The sequence below is a fragment of the Okeanomitos corallinicola TIOX110 genome (genome assembly GCF_038050375.1).
GTDB lineage: Bacteria > Cyanobacteriota > Cyanobacteriia > Cyanobacteriales > Nostocaceae > Okeanomitos > Okeanomitos corallinicola.
Genome location: NZ_CP150886.1, coordinates 1,196,544 through 1,214,979 on the forward strand (window position 1 = coordinate 1,196,544; position 18,436 = coordinate 1,214,979).

The 18,436-nt window shown below is 36.8% G+C and carries 18 protein-coding genes; 6 read left to right on the plus strand and 12 right to left on the minus strand.

The genetic code is table 11. From position 1 onward, the window contains the following. Positions 1-13 precede the first annotated feature (13 nt). The 3 genes from WJM97_RS05220 to WJM97_RS05230 all read left to right on the plus strand — a co-directional run bounded on the left by WJM97_RS05220 (position 14) and on the right by WJM97_RS05230 (position 3,224). Entirely contained in the window at positions 14-1,570 is a 1,557-nt protein-coding gene (locus tag WJM97_RS05220; protein WP_353931981.1) for a pentapeptide repeat-containing protein, read from the plus strand. Between the two features lie 111 nt (positions 1,571-1,681). Next, the gene (locus WJM97_RS05225; protein WP_353931982.1) at positions 1,682-2,260 is read left to right on the plus strand and encodes a DUF1517 domain-containing protein; all 579 of its coding nucleotides are present in this window, start codon (positions 1,682-1,684) and stop codon (positions 2,258-2,260) included. A gap of 70 nt (positions 2,261-2,330) precedes the next feature. Further along, positions 2,331-3,224 (plus strand): hypothetical protein, encoded by an 894-nt coding sequence (locus WJM97_RS05230; protein ID WP_353931983.1) that lies wholly within the window; start codon positions 2,331-2,333, stop codon positions 3,222-3,224. Between the two features lie 102 nt (positions 3,225-3,326). On the opposite strand, the gene aroF is transcribed toward WJM97_RS05230, so the two are convergent. From aroF to WJM97_RS05275, 9 genes are all read right to left on the minus strand, one after another. After that, positions 3,327-4,385, minus strand: a complete 1,059-nt coding sequence (gene aroF, locus WJM97_RS05235) for a 3-deoxy-7-phosphoheptulonate synthase (RefSeq protein ID WP_353931984.1) — start codon at positions 4,383-4,385, stop codon at positions 3,327-3,329. 294 nt (positions 4,386-4,679) lie between these two features. Then, the gene (locus WJM97_RS05240; RefSeq protein ID WP_353931985.1) at positions 4,680-5,150 is read right to left on the minus strand and encodes a PAM68 family protein; all 471 of its coding nucleotides are present in this window, start codon (positions 5,148-5,150) and stop codon (positions 4,680-4,682) included. A gap of 12 nt (positions 5,151-5,162) precedes the next feature. Continuing rightward, positions 5,163-5,432 carry a 30S ribosomal protein S15 gene (gene rpsO / locus WJM97_RS05245; protein ID WP_353931986.1) on the minus strand — a complete coding sequence of 90 codons (270 nt, stop codon included), beginning with the start codon at positions 5,430-5,432 and terminating at the stop codon, positions 5,163-5,165. A 232-nt stretch (positions 5,433-5,664) separates the two neighbouring features. Continuing rightward, positions 5,665-7,251, minus strand: a complete 1,587-nt coding sequence (locus tag WJM97_RS05250) for an Hsp70 family protein (RefSeq protein ID WP_353931987.1) — start codon at positions 7,249-7,251, stop codon at positions 5,665-5,667. A gap of 91 nt (positions 7,252-7,342) precedes the next feature. Beyond that, a complete protein-coding gene (locus WJM97_RS05255) occupies positions 7,343-7,897 on the minus strand; it encodes a molecular chaperone GrpE (RefSeq protein ID WP_353931988.1) in 555 nt (184 codons plus the stop codon). Between the two features lie 137 nt (positions 7,898-8,034). Further along, entirely contained in the window at positions 8,035-8,247 is a 213-nt protein-coding gene (locus WJM97_RS05260; RefSeq protein WP_353931989.1) for a DUF2997 domain-containing protein, read from the minus strand. Positions 8,248-8,286: 39 nt separating this feature from the next. Further along, positions 8,287-8,661 carry a DUF1257 domain-containing protein gene (locus tag WJM97_RS05265; RefSeq protein ID WP_353931990.1) on the minus strand — a complete coding sequence of 125 codons (375 nt, stop codon included), beginning with the start codon at positions 8,659-8,661 and terminating at the stop codon, positions 8,287-8,289. An 89-nt stretch (positions 8,662-8,750) separates the two neighbouring features. Beyond that, positions 8,751-10,340, minus strand: coding sequence for an AAA family ATPase (locus WJM97_RS05270; RefSeq protein ID WP_353931991.1), 1,590 nt, complete (start codon positions 10,338-10,340; stop codon positions 8,751-8,753). 340 nt (positions 10,341-10,680) lie between these two features. Next, a complete protein-coding gene (locus WJM97_RS05275) occupies positions 10,681-11,811 on the minus strand; it encodes an SUMF1/EgtB/PvdO family nonheme iron enzyme (protein WP_353931992.1) in 1,131 nt (376 codons plus the stop codon). 475 nt (positions 11,812-12,286) lie between these two features. Here WJM97_RS05275 and WJM97_RS05280 point away from each other — a divergent pair, with 475 nt between their 5' ends. The 3 genes from WJM97_RS05280 (at position 12,287) to WJM97_RS05290 (ending at position 14,094) form a co-directional block, all read left to right on the plus strand. Then, complete coding sequence (locus WJM97_RS05280) at positions 12,287-12,484, plus strand: hypothetical protein (protein WP_353931993.1); 198 nt, start codon at positions 12,287-12,289, stop codon at positions 12,482-12,484. After that, positions 12,481-12,864, plus strand: coding sequence for a type II toxin-antitoxin system VapC family toxin (locus tag WJM97_RS05285; protein WP_353931994.1), 384 nt, complete (start codon positions 12,481-12,483; stop codon positions 12,862-12,864). Before WJM97_RS05280 ends, WJM97_RS05285 begins: the two co-directional genes overlap by 4 nt. Positions 12,865-13,038: 174 nt before the next feature. Continuing rightward, positions 13,039-14,094 carry a cyanophycinase gene (locus WJM97_RS05290; protein ID WP_353931995.1) on the plus strand — a complete coding sequence of 352 codons (1,056 nt, stop codon included), beginning with the start codon at positions 13,039-13,041 and terminating at the stop codon, positions 14,092-14,094. Positions 14,095-14,263: 169 nt separating this feature from the next. Here WJM97_RS05290 and WJM97_RS05295 read toward each other — a convergent pair whose 3' ends face one another. From WJM97_RS05295 to WJM97_RS05305, 3 genes are all read right to left on the minus strand, one after another. Next, a complete protein-coding gene (locus tag WJM97_RS05295; protein ID WP_353931996.1) occupies positions 14,264-15,067 on the minus strand; it encodes an SDR family oxidoreductase in 804 nt (267 codons plus the stop codon). Positions 15,068-15,163: 96 nt separating this feature from the next. Then, positions 15,164-16,657 carry a thioester reductase domain-containing protein gene (locus WJM97_RS05300; protein WP_353931997.1) on the minus strand — a complete coding sequence of 498 codons (1,494 nt, stop codon included), beginning with the start codon at positions 16,655-16,657 and terminating at the stop codon, positions 15,164-15,166. Positions 16,658-16,659: 2 nt separating this feature from the next. Then, complete coding sequence (locus WJM97_RS05305; protein ID WP_353931998.1) at positions 16,660-18,330, minus strand: PfaD family polyunsaturated fatty acid/polyketide biosynthesis protein; 1,671 nt, start codon at positions 18,328-18,330, stop codon at positions 16,660-16,662. Positions 18,331-18,436 lie beyond the last annotated feature (106 nt).

Sequence of the window (18,436 nt, forward strand, 5' to 3'; positions counted from 1 at the left end):
AAAAGGTAGATTTATGACTATAGAGGAATTACTCGAAAAATATGCAACCGGAGTCTTAGACTTCAGCGGGGCTAACTTTGCTGAAACCAATCTAAGTGGAATTAAATTAACAGGCATAAACTTTAGTGATGCCAATTTTAGCGTTGCTAACATGAGTGGTATTCATTTAATTGACTCTGATTTAAGTTATGCCAAACTAAATGTAGCTAGACTCAGTGGAGCAACTCTGGCAGGATCAATATTAAATAACTGTAGTTTTAACGTTGCCAACTTAATGCGTGCAGATATGAGTCGCACGCAAATGCGCCAAGCTTCCTTTATTCGAGCAGAATTAATTCGTACGGATTTTAGCCGTGCCGATATGTGTGAAGCTAACCTTAATAGTGCCGATTTAAGGGAAGCGACATTACAACAAGCTAACCTCCGTCATGCCAACTTGAGTGACGCAAATTTGAGGGGTGCTAATCTCCGGGAAGCTAACTTAGAAATAGCTAACTTGAGTGGTAGTAATGTGACTGCGGCTGATCTCAGTGGGGCAAATTTACGAGACGCAGAAATGAGGCAAACCAATCTTTGTATGGCTAACCTCAGTGGTGCAGATTTAAGTGGGGCAAATTTGCGTTGGGCAGATTTAAGAGGAGCAAATTTAATTTGGGCAGATTTAAGTGGGGCAAAACTCAGCGGAGCTAACTTACAAGGTGCTGACTTAACCAACGCCAATTTAAGCAACACCAGTTTAGTACACGCCAACTTAACCCAAGCCAAATTAATAAAAGTAGAATGGATGGGTGCTGAATTAACAGGAGCGACTTTAACAGGAGCAAAACTGTATGCTACCTCCAGATTTGGCTTAAAAATTGAAGGTATCAAATGTGAATGGGTAGATCTTTCCCCCACAGGCGATCGCACCATCATTCAAAATTTTAGTGAAGACGAATTAAAAGACTTTTTCAATGCTACTCCCCCCACTATTCGCATTGTTATTGATTTACCCCTAGAATACGAAGCTAACTTTGTCATAGCTGGAACTTATTACCAAATATCCCAGGAATACAGAGGACTTATTCAACCTCCCAGTGTAGAAAGCGGTAGTCGCAAGACAGCTTTTACATTTCGGGTAGATAGCGACGAAGCCTTACTAGCCACAGCTTTTATGGCAATTCTTCCCTTTAAAGATGCCAACACCACCCAAAAAATTATTTACAATATAGTAGACATGATTCGTCAAGAAGCGATAAATACCAAAAATGCCAAATTATCATCTTTGGCAAAAAGGTTAATGTCTCTATTAGATGAAGCGATCAATAAATTAAAAATTATCAAACAGACGAAGAAAAATTTAGAAGTAGCAGCTAAGTTAGACTTTGCCAAAGCACCTACCCAAATAATACTTACCAACTCTAGCGCTCAGTCCTTAACTGTTTACGATAATCCCAACTTTGGTAAACGATTGGTCAATCGTACCACAACAGATTCAGATCAAGATCCGGCTAATGACACAGAATACAATATACCTTCCATCAACATGATTTTGGAATTTATTGAGAACTTTTACGTTATTAACCCCTAGAAATCGGTAATTACCATAGTAGGAGGCAGGAGGTAGAAGAAGAATATTGATCTTTTTTCCTACACCCTCAACAATCCTTGTCTGTAGCTCAAAAAATTAGTGGAGAAGACTATGAGCCTCTTTAATAAAATGATGGGTAAAACCCGCTATGTTGTTTGTCGTCTATTCCTACATTTGAGTGGTAGTGAAGTAGCACCAATTTTAGGAGTATTAAACCGTGCTGCCAGGGAAGCAGTAGACGCTGAAGGTGATATAGAAGTAATGGGAGAAGGATTAGTAGAAATTTGTGAAACCTTACTCCGATATGACGAATATTGGCTTTCAGCCAGTAATGAAGGGGATGTATTTTGGAACGAAGGAGAAGCAGGGGATTATTTTAATGAAATATTTACCGACTCTGCTTCCAGATACGGTGCTGAATTAGATTTTGATCAACAAGAACCTTTATCTCTACCCGCAACCCGCAACGTAGTGGTCATGTTGACAGTAGCTTATGAAGGGGAAGTGCCAGAACTAGAAACAGACCTTTCTAACATTCCCGCCTTAACAGAAGGCTTAAAAGCTTTAATTAATTTACAGCAGAAAAATAAAATCCGGGCTATCCAAGAACATTTCTCACCAGCCCAATATGGAGACGAATTAACCAACGATCAGTTATTACAGTATTTTCCAGAATTGATCCCATTGTAACTTGTTAGTTAGTCTAGAGTTATACAATTCAACGGCAATGTATAGCTAACAAATCAGGAAAATTATCATCATGGTCAGGATTATAATGCGTAAGTTGACTATCCTTTGTTTAGTCCTAAGTTTATCTGTAACAACAGTGGCCTGTGGTGGAGGAAACCAAACTACCACAACTTCTAATTCTGTGAGCAGCACCAGTGTTACACCCAAAAGACTCAGTGATGGACAGTACCCCGTACAGCAAGCTAGTTACAATGATGCTGATGGTGAGTACACCCTATTTTTAATCGGTAGTCAGCCACCAACCTTTGCTACAGATAAACTACAAATGGCAAGGTTGACAGATGAAGAAATTAAAGACGGTAAAAAAAGTTATCTCAAGGTAGAAAATGGTGAACCGGCTTTATATCTAACAGAAGACTTTAAAATTGAGTATGTTCACAACGTTACGGAAGTTCAAACGAATCCCCAAAATGGGCAACAGGAAACAGTCGTAGTTCGCAGAGAGTCTAACTTCTGGACACCTTTTGCAGCTTCTTTAGCTGGTAATTTAGCCGGTCAGGTGATCGGTAATGCCCTATTTAGACCTCAATATTATGTTCCCCCTGTTTATCAATCCGGTGGAATTATGAGAGGTTACGGTGGATATGGTTCTACCTATGATTCAGCAGTTTCTAGCTACCGTTCCCGCTACAATCAACCACCCGCAGCAGTAAGAAATCGCACTGCTTTCCGTTCTACAGGAACAATTAAAAACTCTACTAGTACAACAAATAGAACCCCCTCTAGTACGAGAGGCACAAATACAGGTGGTCGTGCTACTGGTTCTGGGGTGAGTGGTAGTACCCTACAAAATTCCGGTAATTCAAGTTCTACCAACCGCCGTAACTCCAACAGTGGCTTTGGTAGTGGTAGCCGTTCTTCTGGTAGCCGTCGTTCTTCTGGTTCTGGTGGTAGAAGAAGATAATTAATTTACAGGTGACAGGTGACAGAAGGGGCGAACGGCCGTTCGCCCGTACACGTAGTCAGAATTAATTTTTCTCCCCATCTCCCTGTCTCCCTATCACCTTTAAACGGTTACAAAAGCTGGTTGTGGCCAGCGTCCTACAGCTTTACCGATGACTGCTAATTCTGACATTAACTGATCAAATCTGTCTGGTGTCAGCGATTGGGGTCCATCGGATAAAGCTTTGGCAGGGTTGGGATGAACTTCTATCATTAAGGAATCTGTACCTGCGGCGATCGCTGCCATTGCCATTGCCGGGACAAATTCTGACCAACCCACGCCATGACTAGGATCAATCATGATCGGTAGGTGAGTTAATTTCCTCAACACCGGCACAACAGACAAATCTAAAGTATTGCGCGTGTACTGTCTGTCAAAAGTTCTAATCCCCCGTTCACATAAAATCACATTGGGATTACCCGCCGCCAAAATATACTCAGCCGCCATTAACCAATCTTCAATAGTGGCAGCCATACCCCGTTTTAATAACACTGGTTTTGACTGCGCTCCTACTTGTTTAAGGAGTGAGAAATTTTGCATATTTCGCGCCCCTACCTGAATTACATCAGCAACTGCGGCAATTTTTTCTAAATCTCCTGCATCCATCACCTCAGTAATAATACCCAGTCCACTGGCTTCCCTGGCTGTTGCTAACAATTCCAATGCACTTTCGCCATGACCTTGAAACGCATAGGGTGAAGTTCGGGGTTTGTATGCACCACCACGGAGGAACTTAGCACCGGCAGCCTTAACCCGCTTGGCTGTTTCCACGATCATGGTTTCATTTTCCACGGAACAGGGTCCAGCTACCACTACCAAGGGATGATTTTCACTAAATACAACGTCACCATCAGGAGTGTTCACAACTACTTCTGAAGCTTGACCATGACGGAATTGACGACTAGCTCTTTTATAAGGTACTTCCACCCTTAATACTTGCTCAATCCATTGACTGAGTTCCTGAATTTGCAGAGGATCTAAACTCGCAGTTTCACCTACTAAACCGATGACTACTTTATGTTGCCCAATAATTTTTTCTGGTGTTAAACCCCAGTCAGTTAATTCTTTCGTTACACGATCTATTTCTGGCTGTGGAGAACCGACTTTCATGACAACAATCATTTTAAAATCCCTATATTTCTACTTAAACTTTGAGAAAAATATTTACTGACGTAGGATTAGTGATTGGTGATTGGTGATGGGTAATTGATGATTGGTAAAAACCTATTCTTAATTCTCTAACCCTGATTCTTTTATATCTTAACCTTTGTGTTACGAGCGAAAATAATGTTAAAAATATAATGTTAAAAATATAGCGTCAGGTTCTATCCCTGAATATTGGGTATAAATCAGATCAGATTCTTGCCCTAATTTACCCAATATTGCAGTTACTTATAGATACCTGAGCGCCGCTGATCAGACGTTATCTTTTCGTGTTTCGCGCCAACCTTCGACCATTCTTCCCCAATTGGTACTAACTTCACTAAGACCTAGTAAACTACCAGGTCTTTCTTCATCCCAAGAGGCAGAAAGAACACCATAGGTTATACCTAAAACTCCTATTCCAAATAGTCCCATGTTTACCAATAAGACAGCGATGGGAGGTAATTGGATATCAGCATAACTGACCAGCAAATAGCTGACCACCAGAGTAGTAATACCTAAAGCGGTCGGTATCCCACAAAACGCAGCGACTCTACGAATCATCCGCTGACTTACCACTTCAGGAATTGCCATTTCTTCCTTAGTGAAAGGTGGTTGCTGTTGCGACTTTTGATTTGATGCCTGTGCTTTTACTATCGGTTGAGCTTTAGCTTTTACAGGCTTTTGACGCTTTTTATTTGGCTCAAACGGTAAACGACTACTTTCTGATCCTTCAGCAGACATAAGCTATAGTTCCTAACCACGAATACCGAGGCGAGCAATCAAAGCTTGATACTTATCTCGGCTGTTTTTTTGGATGTAAGCTAGAAGGCGCTTACGTTGTCCAATCATTTTTAAGAGTCCTCTGCGGGAAGAGTGATCTTTTTTGTTTGCTTGCAAGTGCTTACTGAGTTTGTTAATACGATCAGTTAACATTGCAACTTGCACATCAGCAGATCCAGTATCGGTTTCGTGTACTTGGTAGCCGGAGATGAGTTCTTGTTTGCGCTGTTGCGTGAGAGCCATAGTCTATGAAATTTCTATTTTTTCTAAATGTATGTAGCAGTCTCCCATGATATCACAGGCTTGGGGTCTGTGGTAGTTTTGGGGAGTCCGTATTTCTCAAAATCAGGATTTTCAGTATTTAGGGATTTAACAGATGTTATTGGATGATTTTTTATTGGTAGTGAAAGTTGTGATTGTCTGCATCAGGATGACCAGGATTTGAGGATGTACAGGATATTGTTGGATGATTTAATTATTTTAATTTATAAATTTCACCTTGATCAACTAATAATTCTCCTGTTAATAAATCTTTGACAGTTGCTAATAGAACTCTGCGATTATCTACTGCAAATAAAACAGATATTCTATCAATTCCTGCATCCCCTGGAGGGTTAAGTTTTGCTACACATACCTGTTGATGTTGGGTATCTAAGGAACGATAACTTTCTTGATGTTGGAGAGTGCTGGAAGTCATTCTTCCTGAAGCATCAAAAGCTATTTCTGTTTGTGACATATCACCCACTTCACCAATATCTAAACGAATTTCTGTTTGTCCATTATTTGCAGTTTGTAAAGTTAACCATTGAGAACTTTGACAAGGATATTTTGTACCTTTAGTAAATATAGGATGATAAATATAACTTTTGCTGTAATTATCCCATAAACGAATTGCGTAACTATGACGTAGAAAATCATCTATTGCTGTAATTTGGGTAATTGCTAATGCACCATGACAGACAGCATCAAAGGGTTTATTTAACCTAACTTTGTTTTTCCCAAAATAAGAAATAATTAATTGCTGAACTGTGGGAATTAAACAACTTCCTCCTACTAATAAAACCTGTTCAATATCATTTTTAGTAATACCTTTTCTGAGTGCAAAGGTTAAAACATCATCTAACGCATCGCGTAATTGTTGTAAAAATTGCCGATATTCTAAAATTTCTTCTAATTTTTCCCGGTTAATTTTTAACTCATAAGACATAAAAGATTCATCATCAAACCAACTTTCGGCAGCAGTTTGATTTTTAGAAAGTTGAATTTTTAAACGTTCAGCAATTTCTAGGAGGTTCTGATAACCAATTTTACCAATTTGTTCAGGTGTGAGATTTTGAGAACGCAAATAATCATCAACTATCCAAACATCAATATCTTCACCACCTACATAAGCTTCTGATTTTGCTAAAACCTCAGCACGTAGATTATGATTCTGATCAGAAGTTGCAACAGTTTTGACTAAACTTAAATCTAAAGTTCCCCCACCAAAATCAACCACTAAAATTAATTTACCAGGAGATTTTACAGCATAACCTAAAGCTGCTGCGGTAGATTCATCTATAATAGAAACTTGAGGAACATTTAATTTTTGACCTAAATCTCTAAACCAATCTAAATATCGTTCAAAAGCACCAACGGGAACAGTGAAAATTAAATGACTAGGTTCGATATTTTGCTTTTTAATTTCTTGCCAAATAGTTTGGATAAACAACTCAGAAACAGAAATAGAATCATAACTAATCCCATCTATTTGTATTGGTGGTGGTTGATAATCTCCAGCTAAATCACGTTTAAACTTTTTAAATAATCTTTCAGGAGGATAACTTTGAGAAAGTCCTAATCTTTGACTTCTCACACCTTCACCTAAAATAATATTATCAGTTGATTTAATAAATAATAAACTAGGAATAACAGGATATTCTAATCTTTCACCTTGAGGAATGACACTAACAAAGATACGGGATAAATTAGGGAAACGTAAACTTTTAGGTTGTTGAGTGTCAGCTTCCAAAATACTAATTACAGTATTACTTGTACCAAAATCAATTGCAATAGTTGTCATAAATAGTAGGTTGGGTTCAAAAACCCAACATTAATTATTTATCGGTTTTGTTGGGTTACACTTTGCTTAACCCAACCTACAATATTATCATTTAATTATTATGATCAAATCCTGCGGGAAGAGTGCGGCTAACTTTTGCAGGATAGAGAACTTGTTCACCATTTTGATAGCCAATAAACCGAATATAAACTAATTCCCCTTCTTGAATATCATCACTATCAGCTTGATGTAATTGAGGATTATAATTAACCTGTTCCCAAATTTCACCAATAGCAGTATAACCCCAATTAATGATTAAATTATCTAAAGATGTAAATAAAGAAACTAGGTTTTTAGCTGGTAAGTCTGGTTTTGTTAAAGCCATTTTTTTGATTGTGGGATAGTTGCTGAGTAAAGTTTGTAATTGGGTAAATGTTTCATTTTGGAAATCGGTTTTTAATTGTTGAGATTGTTGTTTTAATTCTTCCCGCAGTCGTTGACATTGTAATTCTAAATCTTTAATTTTTTGTTCTGTATTTGTTGAGGTGATAGGTTGATGATTAGTTAGTGTATTTTTCTGAGTTTCTGAGAATAATATACGCAGAATAATATAAATAATGATTACGAGAATTACAGCAAAAGCAATATTATTAATTTGTTCTATCATGTTATTTATTGATGTTGATGCAGTTAGTTTATTATCCCGGATTTCTCGTTCCCAGTCTCCAGAGTGGGAATGCAATTTTAGAGGTTCTACCTCTTTTTTGCATTACTTGTCAGAGACAAGGAACGAGTAATGATTAGTTATTGTTGTTGTAAGGTTTGATTTTCGGAAGTTGTAATTATCTCATCATCTTGATAATATGCCGGTAATAATTCCTGAGATTCTATTTCACCTAAAGATTGTTCTAAACTTTTTGTAGTTTCCACACAACTAGAACCAGTTGCATTAAAAACCCGTTCCACAATTTTACCATCTTTACCAATGCGATATTCAATCTTTTGATATTCTGCCATGATGATTTTTCCTTTTTAATAATGTCAATAAATCAGAAATTAAACCCATTTACCCACAACAACCCGCACCGTACCATCTGCTAAAACTTCCTCTTCCTCCACATTAAAACCCTCAGTTTGTATAGTTTCCATCAAAGTTTTATGGGCGTATTTTTGACTAATTTTATTAATAAAATCTTGTTGATTAATTTTCGCTCCCCAAAAATCTGCCACTAATTCATAATTTTCTCCATTTTTACGAAAACCTAAATCATAACCATTAGATTGCTTAATCACATATTCAGCATGAGTTTTATCACCCATATAACCCCGAACTTGAGAATTTAACTCAACTTGATAACCCAACTCTTGCAATATTTGATGGAGAACATCACCATTTTTAATTTGCACCTTAATAGTTGTAAAATGAGACATAAAAAATCAACTCCTAATAAAAATCTCTCTTAAACCTCTTCCCTCTGTGTCCTCTGTGTCTCTGTGGTTCGTTTAAATAAATCAAACATTTAATCAACCTCCAAAGGACCCAAACCTTGCTGCTGAGAATAAACCTTTAACTCCTCAATTAACAGTGTATCAATAGAAGCCGTTCTTGCGCCAGCTTCCGCAGCCCAGCGTTTTAAACTGGTAATTTGTTCCTTAGCAATAGCCGCCAAAGGAACAGTTTCCGATACCGCCGCTAAAATATCTTCTGTGTTAAAATCCCTCCTATTACCAGCGACTAAACTACCAAAAGCGCGGTGCATTCCATCAATAATTACTTGTTGAATTTCAGCACCGCTAAAATTTTCGCTATTTTTGGCAAGTCTTTGTAAATCAAATTCTCGCAGTCGGGAAGGACGGATTTTTTGCAGGTGGACTTTAAAAATATCATGGCGTTCTTTTTCTGTAGGTAAATTGATAAAGAATATTTCATCAAATCTCCCTTTTCTTAATAGTTCGGCTGGTAATATTTGCACATTATTAGCAGTAGCCACCATAAACACGGGACTGGTTTTTTCTTGCATCCAAGTTATTAACGTTCCAAATACTCGGCGCGATGTTCCCGAATCACCATCAACGCCACTATTAATATTACCAAATGCCTTATCTATTTCATCCATCCATAATACACAGGGTGATATTGCTTCTGCTAATTGAATCATTTGGCGAATGCGATTTTCACTTTCTCCGACTATTCCCCCAAATAATCTACCCACATCTAAACGTAACAATGGTAAACGCCATTCATGGGCGATAGTTTTGGCTGATAATGATTTTCCTGTTCCTTGTATTCCTACTAATAAAACGCCTTTGGGGTTGGGTATTCCATAACGTCTTGCTTCTTCGGTAAAAGCATCTTGACGCATTCTTACCCACTGTTTAAGATTTTCTAAGCCACCGACGTTTTTTAATGATTCATTGGATGTGTAAAATTCTAAGATTCCGGTTTGTCTAACTGCTTGTTTTTTCTCTTCTAATACTCTATCAATATCTGATTCGTTGACTTGTCCTTTTGCTGCTAAAGCGGCGGCTAATACTCTTCTAATTCTGGCGCGACTTAATCCTTGACAGGCTTTAATTAATTGTTCTTTTCCTAATCCATTTAAGTTAAGTTTTTCGGGGACTATTAATTGCTGAATTAAATAATCAATTTCTTGGATGTTGGGTAAGGGAAAATCAATGACTGTAACTTCTTCTTGTAGTTCTGGGGGAATTGTTAATATATGACTGGTAATTATAAGGGTTTGGCGTGTGCGTTTGAGTTGACGGGTGAGGTTTTTGATAGCCCGAATAACGGGAGCATTTTTTTCTATTTCGGGGTTTTTGAGGATAAAATGTATGTCTCGCAATACAAATATTGTGGTTGTATTTTCTGGGGTTTTGGTAATTCTTGATAATGCACCCATGACTGAACCTTTATCAGTTCCGTTGTCATCCCAACCGGTGACGATATCCCATAATAATAGTTGTCCTGGTGTCTGGGATATTTGGGTGAGTTGTTGGAGGACTTGTTCTATTGGTTCTTCTTCGACTCCGACTATATATAGTAGGGGATAGCGGGCGCGAAGCATGAGGTCTATTTGTTGGAGTAGTTGTTGATGGGGGTTATTCATTATGTATAAATGGGGGGTTAGTTGTTAGTTTATTGGGTTTTTTATTTCGCGCAAAGTTGCAAAGAATAATAAATGTCAGAATCAGGATGTCCAGGATTTGAGGATGTACAGGATGTAATTGTTTGATTATTTGTTAGTTATTGATGATTAGTATGGAGAAAAGTGAATATTTATGAAGTGAGATGGAAGAATAAATATATGAATCTCATCTATCAATCATCAAATTACAATCCTGTCAATCCTTTAATCGGTGGATATCCTGATTCAGACAAAAAATTTTCTTGCTACGGGACAGAGGTAAGACAAGGAAAGAGAAAGAAGGAAAAAGCGCATAGTGTTACTAAGTCCTTGCCGCACCACTACACACAACCCGAAAACCAATAGGGAATCCGTAGCTGTCGTAGGTGTGGAAGCGAAAAGCAGAACGGCAATAAACTGGTGCGTCGAACCATGAACCACCGCGCAGCAGTCTTTTGTTAGTATTCTCGCCATCGCTCAACCATGCGCTACCATCTGTCGGCGCACTTTCATAATTACTATGCCAATAGTCTTGACACCGCTCCCATACGTTACCGTGCATATCGTATAATCCAAAGTTGTTAGCTACTCCAAAGCCGCCTACTTCTGTTGTTTCATCTCTGTAAATTCCTTTAACTGCACCACCATAAGTGCCGTTACCATTATAGTTAGCTAAATCCGTTGTAATCGTCTCTCCAAAGTGAAATGGTGTGGTAGTTCCCGCTCTACAAGCATATTCCCATTCCGCTTCACTTGGCAGCCTGTAGGTGTTTCCAGTTTTTTGGCTTAACTTTTCACAGAAAGCTACAGCATCATTCCAATTAACTCTTTCAACAGGGCGATTACTACCTTTGAAACGAGAAGGGTTAGTTCCCATAATAGTTTGATATTGTGCCTGTGTTACTGGATATTTTCCCATAAAGAAACTAGGAACTGTAACTTGATGCTGAGGACTTTGCCAATCTTTTCTTCCCGATTCATTTTCTGGTGAACCCATCATAAAACTACCGCCAAGAATTACAGCGATTTCCAAATTAACACCATTATCCAAATCTTCTATAAAATATCTAGCTACACACGGCTGGCGCTGAATAATTTCTCCGAGTTTGTTGACTGTAATTACTTCAATTTGTTCTAGTTTTAAACCTTGTTGATTACGCTTTTGTAATATTTGCTTAATTTTTGGATCTGTTATTTTATTTAATATTAAATAAGCCGCATCTTGAATATTCCAAGATGTATCTTTTAACCCTGCAATTACTAAATCTAAACCCTGTTCTCCATAATTCAATGCTTGCTCAAGTGCAGCAATTCTCACCTTTGCATCTGGATTTTGCAACCGTAATTTTACCCCTTCAATACCACCTAAAACGGCAGCACCTTCCAGTGATGGACTTGGACTATTACCACCAAGCACAGCATCGTATTCTCGCGGTTGTTGTGGATTATTCATAATTGGTTAATGGTTGGTTTCATGTATGCTGTATATAAAATAGCATATTATTGTCTGATAGCGAAGCGTGGCGTAAGCCATATCAGGATGTCCAGGATTTAAGGATGTACAGGATGTGATTGTTTGATTATTTGTTGTGTGGTGAATGTTGTGGTTGTCTGAATCAGGATGTCCAGGATTTGAGGATGTACAGGATGTGATTGTTTAATTATTTGTTGGGTGTTGATGATTAGTATGAAGAAAGATTAATTTTGAGGAATTGACTGTAATTATCAAATCATCATCCTGAAAATCCTCTAATCCTGGTTATCCTGATTCAGACAAAAGGTTAATTTTTATGAATGACCGTAATAATCAATATATCATTCACATTTAGTAATCATCAAATAATCATCCTGTTAATCCTATAATCCTGGTTATCCTGATTCAGACATTATGTTACAATCTGAATTGAGAGAAACAGGAGCATAAAACTATGCCATTAATCAAAATACCAAGACATTATCTTATATCTCAAGATGAAGATTCAATTACGGTAGATGTACCAGAATCAATGCTATTACATTGGAAAAAAGACTATGAAAAAATTATTCAAGCTAAAGGAATTTTAAAGCATAAAAAAGCAGCAATGTTAGCTCATTTAGATACTCTGCGTCAGGAATGGGAAGAATGAAATATCTTTATGATACCAATATTTTTATTTACTATCTAGCCGATGATATAACAGTTAATTCATGGTTTACAGAAGAGTTTTTGAATTTGCACGAAATTCTAGTTTCACCGATTATCCGTATTGAATTACTGAGTTTTATCGGCTTATCAAAAGAAGAGGAACAGTCTATTGAAGATTTACTATCCCAGTTTAACACAGTTCCATTATTGCGAGAAATTGAAAATCAGACAATCCAAATCAAACGACAATATAAAATTAAACTTCCTGATCCAATTATCGCCGCTACAGCAATAAATCAAGACGCATTTTTAGTAACAAGAAATGTCAGTGATTTTAAAGGAATTACTGGACTAAAGATTGAGAATCCTTTTGTTAGTTGATAATGGAGGACGATAAAACAACAGCCATTAACCATCAAATAACTATCCTGAAAATCCTATAATCCTGGATATCCTGATTCTGACAAAATAATTAATTCTTAATAAAAAAGTATGATTTGAACATAAAAAACCATCAATATTTGTCATTCTCAATAAGTAGTAAAGGTAATGTTTATGTCAAGACGAGACTTTGAGAGAGACGTTGACAGAGACTTTGAATATATTCGAGAATGTGGAAAAGTCGGTAAAACATCAGCTAAACCAACTCCTGGTGTCCTCTTAATTGGTGGTGCAGAAGGTAAAAAATCAGGAGAAGATGCAGCTACAAAATGGTTTTTAAAACGAGCAGATAAAGGTAATTTAATAGTGCTGCGGACGGGTGGACTTGGTAGACAAGCTGACTGGGTTTGTGATAGTTATAGAGATTTAATTGGTTCTGCTGCGGAACTTTCCATAGATAGTCGAGATGCAGCAGATGATCCAGAAGTGATTGAATATCTGCGTCAAGCAGACGCAATATTTATAGCAGGTGGTGATCAAAATGCCTATGAAGATTATTGGGAAGGAACAAAAGTAGAAGATACACTCAATTATTTAATTAATGAAAAAAAGATTCCCATTGCGGGAACTAGCGCAGGGATGGCAATTTTAGGAGATTATTATTATGTACCTTCCCACCGTGGTGTCATCAGTTCAGAAATTTTAGATGATCCTTTTCATCACAATACAAAAGATATTTACCGTAGTGATTTTATTAGAGTTCCATATCTGAAAAATGTGATTACTGACACTCATTTAGATAGGGTTAATCACAACCATCCAGAACCAAGATATGGAAGAATTTTTGGATTATTAGCTAGAGTTGTTTCTGATAGTAATCGCCTTTCTGTATTTGCTATTGGTTTAGAAGAAGGTGCATTTGTTGCTATTGATGAAAAAGGGATTGCTAAAGTATTTGGTAATGGTGAAAGCAAAGGACAAGATGCCTATTTTCTGCAAACTAATAGTGGATTACCCGAAAAAGTAGAACGGGATTTACCAGTTATTTGGAATCATAATGGTAAAGCCGTAAAAGTTTATAGAATTGCTGGTACACCAGAAGGAAGTGGACATTTTGATCTGAATAATTGGTCAAATGCTAAAGGTGGAAGTTGGGAATATTGGTTTACTACTGGTGGGTCTGCTGGTTTTAAACGCAACAAAATTAATGAATCTGAAAATAATGATTAGTTTGAGATAGGTAAGTGGGGAGATGGGGATAACAAATTTATTTTTTTCCCCTCATACCGTTTCACTTGAATAATGATACACATACTTGAGTCAGGGTTTAGCAGTGCTAAACCCCTACAAAAAATTATATGTATTAGGATTTGTATGAATTGCCATAACACCTTAATTTTTAATCATTTTCCTGCATACGTCTCACAACTTTTGTGACCAAATTTCTAGGGAAAAACCCGACCACTTTGGCAAAAATTTTATTGACAAGTCCAGGAATAACTATTGTTTTACCTCCCATTAAAGCATCATATCCCATCTGAGCGACAGTTTTAGCATCCATCATTTTTTGACCTTTCAGCAGTTTAGAATCTACCATTCCTGTCCGTTCATGAAATGCAGAAACTGTTGAACCAGGACATAGAACTGTTACAGTTACTCCTGTATTTTCTAACTCATTAGCAATAGCTTCGGAAAAAGATAAAACATAAGCTTTTGTGGCAAAATAAACCGCCATTAATGGACCAGGTTGAAAAGCTGCCGCCGAGGAAACATTTAATATTTTACCTTTACCTTTTTTGACCATCTCTTTGAGAAATAATTTAGTTAGATGGGTCAAACAAACCAGGTTTACCTGTAACATTTCTAGTTCAGATCCCAGATTGGTTTCATTAAATAATCCGTAAGTACCAAATCCTGCATTATTTACTAACACATCAACTTCAACATTAGCTTTTTGCAATTCTGAAAAAATTTCACTAGGTGCTGTAGATATAGATAGATCTTTAACAATCGTAGTTACAAAAATATCAAATTTTCTCTTGAAATTAATAGCTATTTCTAGTAATCTAAGTTCATTTCTATCTATTAATACTAAGTTATAGTTATTAGCTGCAAAAATACAAGCTAATTCGTAGCCAATTCCACTGGCTGCTCCAGTAATAAGAGCAGTTTCTTGACCTTGTGTTTTAGCTTTTATTTTCATATTAAAAATGGTGATATTCACCTGAAAGTATTAGCAATTCAATGGTGCTAAACTGATTATAGGGTGGGTATTTTCCACCCCAGATATGTGACTAAATTAAACCAAACTCAAGAAACCTGTTTGCATTAAGTAAGAAGTGTAGGTAATCAATAATTGTGAGTCAATTGGTGGACAAACAATAGAACTGCCTTTCAATGCTTCTAAGGTTGCTTCACAACTAATAATTGGTCTTCTTGCTTGCAAATACAAATCAGGAATAGTGATTTGTTCATCAGACCAACGCTCTAATAAAAATGGTCTTAGAGTATATAATGGATTATCCTCGTCAGTGACATTATTGATTAAATCAGATTGCCATTGTTCGTAGGGAATCATTTCTAAGGAAAACCCAAAAGTGCGTATCCATTCCACCAAAGATTTTAAAGAAGCGGGTTGGGGATGTTGTAAATGGAAGGCTTGACCAATGGATTTTTCCTGTCTGGATAAATAAACAACAGCTTTACTTACATAGTCTACAGGAGACATATCTAACATATAATCTACATCAGGGAATGAACCCATTTGTAGACAACCTTTAATCATTAAATTGATAAAGTCATGGGTATTGCAAATTCCAGTTTTGCTATCTCCAGAAATTAAAGGTGGTCTGTAGATTGTAATTGGTAATCCTCTATCACCAGCAATTTTAACTAACTTCTCAGCTACCCATTTTGTTTGAGAATAACCTAAGAAAATACCCTGCCAATCATCAAAGTTATCTTGTTCTTTAACTACCTGACCAGCGTAAGCATTAGATTCAAAAACAGCAACACTAGAAACATAATGTACAGGTTTAACTTTAGTTTGACAAGCTAACCTTAAAACTTCTTGTGTTCCTAAAACATTAGCGGCTTTTAATGCTGGATAGGGATAAACATAATTCAGTAAAGCAGCACTATGATAAATGGTATCAATGTTAGCAGATAAGTCATTAAATTGCTGTTGACTCATACCTAAAAGTGATTGTGCTAAGTCACCAATAATGGGTATTAGTCGGGAACTATATTTATCATCCCAGACAGCATATTGTTGGAGATTTTTTGTTAATTTGCTTTTGGCTTCAGCAACATTAGCCGCACGTACTAAACAATAGATATTTGCTTGAGTTTCTGCTAGGAGTTCCTTGATGATAAATGCACCTAAATAACCTGTTCCTCCAGTTAAAAAGATATTTTGGGGATTAGTAATAGAAACAGCATTATTACCCACTGGTTGAATAGTTGGGTCTAATACGGCTTCAGCACCTAAATCTAAAAATGGAAGAGCAATATTAGCATCTTTTACTTGAGATTCTCCTGATACTTCTTCCGATAAACGTTGAGAGAGTGTAGCAATAGTTGGGTAATGCCAAAGTAAAACAGGAGAAGGTTTAAAACCTAGTAAATTTTCCAATTTACTGATAATAATCATAGCTTGGGCTGAATCCAAACCATAATTTTCTAAATTTTCTTCTACATCTATTTCCTCTGATGTAGTTGCTAAAATTTCAGCTAAATTAGATACCAGGCAAGATTGAATCTCTTCGGCAGTATAAGTATTTTTTAAACTCATGTTTACATCTCCAATGTAGAATGAACAGGTTGATATTGACTGTAGAAATTAGGAATTTGCAAACCCTGAAACTTTAAATTTTGAATACGATATAAAAAGGCTGTTCCTAACATAATGTGATGGGCAACATCAACAACATGACGATTTTCAGGTTTGGCTAGATAAGAACCATTTACCCAGTCATTAAAACCACCCATAGCAGGACCACACCAAATTTGGTAATCTACTTCTCGACCTTTTTCACCGCTACTAGACCAACGAGAAGATAAGCCTAAATACCAGCGGAAAATTAAAGCCATTTTTAATTTTGGATTATTCACAGCTTTACCTAATTTTTCAGGGTTTTTCTGTGATAAATAAGCAGCTGTTCCTTCCCAAACTTCAGCAATAGTTTTCCGGAAGATTTGTTTTTCTAACTTCTCTCTTTCGGCTATGGGAATATCTTCAATTGATTCATAAGAGCGGTATATTTCATATAGTTTTTGCGCTCGCATAGGAAACATTGTACCGCGTTTTAAGACTTGCAATTTAACTCCCATTTCAAACATATCTGCGGCGGGAGCCATCATCATATCAGCCATTTGAGCTTGGGCTAATAACTTTTTGGTATATGCACAAGCTCCGGATTCAATGCAGGATTGATTAATTGAACCAGTCACAATATAAGCAGCACCCATTATAAAAGCAGCTAATGCTGATTCTGGTGTTCCAATTCCTCCTGCTACTCCCACTCGAATGGGTTTTTCGTAATTATATTGTGCTTGAATTTCGTCCCTTAAACTAATAATTGAAGGTAGTAAACATACTAAGGGACGATTATCTGTATGACCACCCGAATCAGCTTCTACGGTAATATCATCAGCCATTGGTACTTTGCTGGCTAAACTTGCTTGTAATTCACTAATTAGCCCTTTTTCAAGTAATTCTTTGACAATTCTTGCGGGTGCTGGTTGTAAAAATTTAGTTGCAACCTCACGACGAGAAATTTTAGCAATGACCTTATTTTTGATTTCAATTTGATGATTAACATTTAAACTTAATCCAGCAATTCGATAATAAACGATGTTAGGAGTTAAGTCTAAAAATGCTGATGCTTCTACTGTGTCTACGCCATATTTTAGATATAATTCTACAGCTTTTTTTTCTATTGCTTGGTCATTAGGACTGTGAATTAAATTAAAGCAATAAGGACCATTAGGTAGGGCTGTTTGTATATTTTGAATGGCTTTTTCTAGTTTTTCTGGAGGTAAACCACCTGCACCAAAAGAACCTAAAAGTTTTTGTTTTCCTAGTGCAATTACCATTTCTTCAGAAGCAATTCCTCCAGCCATTGCACCTGTCATGTAGGCATATTTGACATCATGAACTTTGAGAAAGTTTGGGTCGCCAAATTGTTGTAGTCCTAAAGGTGGTAATGATATTAACAATTCTGCTTGTTCAGAAGCAACATTATGAGCTGGTGTTAAATAACCATCATTAGTCACGCCTATATTACCTGCTATTTTAACTACATAACATGGCTTTTCTAGGGTAAGTAATTTTTCTTTGATGGCAGTTGTTGCAAATGCAATACAATCTCCTGAACCTCTCCAATTTTGGTTTTGGTAGTTGGAGATTTTGGAGAAAGTTAGTCCGTTATTATGTTTGTTTAGTACCGTATTAAATGCTGTCACGGTAATTTTTTCCTCAATTGGTAAGAGATTTTAGCGGTTGGGTTAACTTAGGAAAACCCAATATTTTGAATAATTTGTTGGGTGGTGATGTCACTGAACCCAACTT

Coding starts and splice junctions, on each gene's coding strand:
- WJM97_RS05240 (WP_353931985.1), bottom strand. CDS start 5,150: ATGTCTGCTGAAGGATCAGAAAGTAGTCGTTTACCGTTTGAGCCAAAT.
- WJM97_RS05225 (WP_353931982.1), top strand. CDS start 1,682: ATGAGCCTCTTTAATAAAATGATGGGTAAAACCCGCTATGTTGTTTGT.
- WJM97_RS05265 (WP_353931990.1), bottom strand. CDS start 8,661: ATGTCTCATTTTACAACTATTAAGGTGCAAATTAAAAATGGTGATGTT.
- WJM97_RS05280 (WP_353931993.1), top strand. CDS start 12,287: ATGCCATTAATCAAAATACCAAGACATTATCTTATATCTCAAGATGAA.
- WJM97_RS05230 (WP_353931983.1), top strand. CDS start 2,331: ATGGTCAGGATTATAATGCGTAAGTTGACTATCCTTTGTTTAGTCCTA.
- rpsO (WP_353931986.1), bottom strand. CDS start 5,432: ATGGCTCTCACGCAACAGCGCAAACAAGAACTCATCTCCGGCTACCAA.
- WJM97_RS05290 (WP_353931995.1), top strand. CDS start 13,039: ATGTCAAGACGAGACTTTGAGAGAGACGTTGACAGAGACTTTGAATAT.
- WJM97_RS05285 (WP_353931994.1), top strand. CDS start 12,481: ATGAAATATCTTTATGATACCAATATTTTTATTTACTATCTAGCCGAT.
- WJM97_RS05275 (WP_353931992.1), bottom strand. CDS start 11,811: ATGAATAATCCACAACAACCGCGAGAATACGATGCTGTGCTTGGTGGT.
- WJM97_RS05220 (WP_353931981.1), top strand. CDS start 14: ATGACTATAGAGGAATTACTCGAAAAATATGCAACCGGAGTCTTAGAC.
- WJM97_RS05295 (WP_353931996.1), bottom strand. CDS start 15,067: ATGAAAATAAAAGCTAAAACACAAGGTCAAGAAACTGCTCTTATTACT.
- WJM97_RS05300 (WP_353931997.1), bottom strand. CDS start 16,657: ATGAGTTTAAAAAATACTTATACTGCCGAAGAGATTCAATCTTGCCTG.
- WJM97_RS05270 (WP_353931991.1), bottom strand. CDS start 10,340: ATGAATAACCCCCATCAACAACTACTCCAACAAATAGACCTCATGCTT.
- WJM97_RS05250 (WP_353931987.1), bottom strand. CDS start 7,251: ATGACAACTATTGCAATTGATTTTGGTACAAGTAATACTGTAATTAGT.
- WJM97_RS05255 (WP_353931988.1), bottom strand. CDS start 7,897: ATGATAGAACAAATTAATAATATTGCTTTTGCTGTAATTCTCGTAATC.
- WJM97_RS05260 (WP_353931989.1), bottom strand. CDS start 8,247: ATGGCAGAATATCAAAAGATTGAATATCGCATTGGTAAAGATGGTAAA.
- aroF (WP_353931984.1), bottom strand. CDS start 4,385: ATGATTGTTGTCATGAAAGTCGGTTCTCCACAGCCAGAAATAGATCGT.